The following is a 210-nucleotide window of genomic DNA, read 5'->3' as shown; positions in this document are numbered from 1 at the left end:
TTCGCTACTCATACCGGCATTCTCACTTCTAAGCGCTCCACCAGTCCTTCCGGTCTGACTTCACTGCACTTAGAACGCTCCCCTACCACTGATACCATCGGTATCAATTCGCAGCTTCGGTGGTGTATTTAGCCCCGGTACATTTTCGGCGCAGAGTCACTCGACTAGTGAGCTATTACGCACTCTTTAAATGGTGGCTGCTTCTAAGCC

Annotated in this window: 1 rRNA gene; it reads right to left on the bottom strand. The window is 51.0% G+C overall.

Annotation, left to right across the window (positions count from 1 at the left end):
* Window positions 1-210 (bottom strand): 23S ribosomal RNA (locus tag MR170_RS32925); the annotation flags it as partial.

This window comes from Bacillus cereus group sp. BfR-BA-01524 (assembly GCF_022662595.1).
GTDB lineage: Bacteria > Bacillota > Bacilli > Bacillales > Bacillaceae_G > Bacillus_A > Bacillus_A thuringiensis_S.
This window is presented reverse-complemented; position numbering and strand designations above follow the sequence as displayed.